Consider the following 2,611-nt stretch of genomic DNA (forward strand, 5'->3'; position numbering starts at 1 on the left):
GACTAGATGTGCATGAGTTGGTGTCTGAGGAGACGACGACCACCGACAATCTACACGCGTAAGATCGTCGGCAGCGTCAGATGTGTATAAGAGACAGGATAAGATATAACTCATTGAGATGTGTCATAGTATTCGTCGTTAGAAAACAATTATTGTGACATTATTTCAATGAGTTATCTATTTTTGTCGTGTACAGAGATTCCTGTTATAAGATTGGGAGAACCAAGTTGATAATTTCACCCATTTCTTTGGATCTATTAATTTAAGTTTCGACTTTACTTATTTGAGCTTAGCCATTTGGTCGAGTCACAATCGGGAAAATTGAATCTGGACGTTTAAACATTGCAAAGAATTTTCCAATTTTCAGTGGATTACCTTTGACTTTACTGTCTTTAGAAAGCAGGACTTTTACCCCTTCTATTTGACCTGTAATCATTTTTAGATATAAGGGCTTGGTTAAGGTTAATGTAGGGCAATCCAATGCCAAATCTTTACTTTCATCATAACGCTTAAACTGCATGACTGAGTTTTCAACCCATAATGAAAAATGCTCTTTGGTATCCGACAAAACCAGATTGATACACTGGTTTTCATTTTTTAAATTTTCCACATCTAAATTTGTCGCCATAGCTTCAAGAAATCTTTCAGTTGGTGTATGAATCAATAAATCACTCGGATCAGAAGTATTTTGTAGGGGTACATTATTTTGTAGCTCTTGAGCGCCCACCAAAAAGAAATTACGCCAAGTTGAAGCCTCAGCAGCATAGCCCAATTGACGATAAGTATTCGCCAATAAGTCTTTTGCTTGTTGGTTTTGAGGGTTATTCAACACAATATGTTTTAAAATCTCGGCAGCCCATCTATAGTCAGCTTGAGCGTAGGCATCCCGCGCATTTTTCAATGCATTGTTCTCCCCACCTGCTAACTCAATATATTTTTTTGCAACAGCTTTAGGGGGTAATGGATCTAAATTGGAAGGATGGGCATCGAACCATCCCATATAATATTGGTATACTGCTTTTACATTATGTTTTAGGGTTCCATAATAGCCATGAGCATATAGTTTTTGATCAAGTGCCGCTGGAAGCTTAATTTTTTCGGCAATTTCAGCGCCATTAAAACCAGAGTTCATATATCTCACCGTCTGATCATGCGTGAACTTATAAACATCTCGCTGGGTTTTAATAAAATCTTGAATATTGTCATTGCCCCAGACAGGCCAATGATGCTGTGCAATCAATACATCGGATGCTTTGGCATGCTGCATTGCTTGGTCTAGATAGCCCACCCATTTTAAGGCATCACGGACTTTAGCACCCCGAAGGGTATAAAGATTATGCATGGTATGAGATAGAATTTCTGCGCCGTTATAAAGTTTCAATGATGGGATAGAGAACGTTAATTCTGCTGGTGCTTCTGAACCCGGCACGTTATAAAACACAAAATCCAAGCCATCAACCGTCATTTTCTGTTCTGGTTGAGTGATCAGTTGTGTAGGCTCAAGGATGCCCATTTTTCCCACAGCAACAGCCTTACCTAAACCTGTATCCACCAATCCTTCCGCATTTTTAGGTAGAAAAGTTCCATACATATAAGTCGCACGACGTATCATGGCTGAACCTGCCATCACATTTTCACTGGTCGCTTCTTCCATAAAGCCTTTTGGCGCAATAATTGGAGTTTTTCTAGCGTTAATTTCTTCGCTAGAAAGAACGCCTAATGCACCACCAAAATGATCGATATGGCTATGGGTAAAGATAATGGCTGAAATTTTTTGCTCACCTAAATGCTGTCTAGCAAATTTAAGTGCTGCTTCAGCCGTTTCTTTAGAGGTTAATGTATCCACAATAATCCAGCCAGTATCACCCTGAATGATGGTCATATTTGCCAAATCAAAACCACGAATTTGCCAAACTCGATCTGTTACTTTAAATAGCCCAACATTGTTGTTTAATTTTGCTTGTCGCCATAGAGTGGGATTAACGGTATTTGGTGCTTGATCTTGTAAAAAACTAAATGCATCAAAATCCCAGATAACATTGCCTTTCTCACTTTTAATTTGACCTGTTGGCTTGGCAATAAAGCCCTTTTGAGCCTGATTAAACTCAGTCATATCCTCTAAGTTATACTTCGCCTTATATGTATTATTTGATTCAATGACCGCTTTTTCTACTACAGTATTTGCTGCAAAAACAGAAAATGGCAGAATAAGCATCAATGAAACTGTTAAAAACTTAATTTTCATCTTCTTTCCTTTTTTTAAATAGAGGTGGTCCCACATGTTTGAACAACTAAAAGCTTATTTATAAGTGATACTCTGCTCTAGTTAAGCTACCTTATTTTGTTGTGGTAGCTGGTCATAGTAAAACTCATCTGGAGTCATTTTGTCCAGACTCGAATGAGGTCGTTTCAAATTATAAAATTCAAAATATGCGTTTAATTGCTTCTTCGCATCCAAAACATTGCTGTAGGCTTTGAGATACACCTCTTCATATTTAACGCTCCGCCATAATCGTTCAACCATCACATTATCAACCCATCGACCTTTACCATCCATGCTGATTTGGATGTCATTTGATTTCAATACATGGCAGAGTAAAACTTGAAGTGC

General features: G+C 38.1%; 2 protein-coding genes. Both read right to left on the reverse strand.

Annotation, left to right across the window (positions count from 1 at the left end; all coding sequences use genetic code 11):
• Positions 1-289: 289 nt before the first annotated feature.
• Positions 290-2,245 (reverse strand): alkyl/aryl-sulfatase, encoded by a 1,956-nt coding sequence (locus BFN00_RS13605; protein ID WP_000693745.1) that lies wholly within the window; start codon positions 2,243-2,245, stop codon positions 290-292.
• Between the two features lie 81 nt (positions 2,246-2,326).
• A partial coding sequence (locus BFN00_RS13610; RefSeq protein WP_143115435.1) for an integrase core domain-containing protein occupies positions 2,327-2,611 on the reverse strand: 285 nt, incomplete at its 5' end.

This window comes from Acinetobacter sp. AR2-3, assembly GCF_001878775.1.
GTDB classification, from domain to species: Bacteria; Pseudomonadota; Gammaproteobacteria; order Pseudomonadales; family Moraxellaceae; genus Acinetobacter; species Acinetobacter lwoffii_D.

What these genes read in the sequence shown, in the direction of transcription:
- BFN00_RS13605 (WP_000693745.1), bottom strand. Translation starts at nt 2,245, where the DNA reads ATGAAAATTAAGTTTTTAACAGTTTCATTGATGCTTATTCTGCCATTT.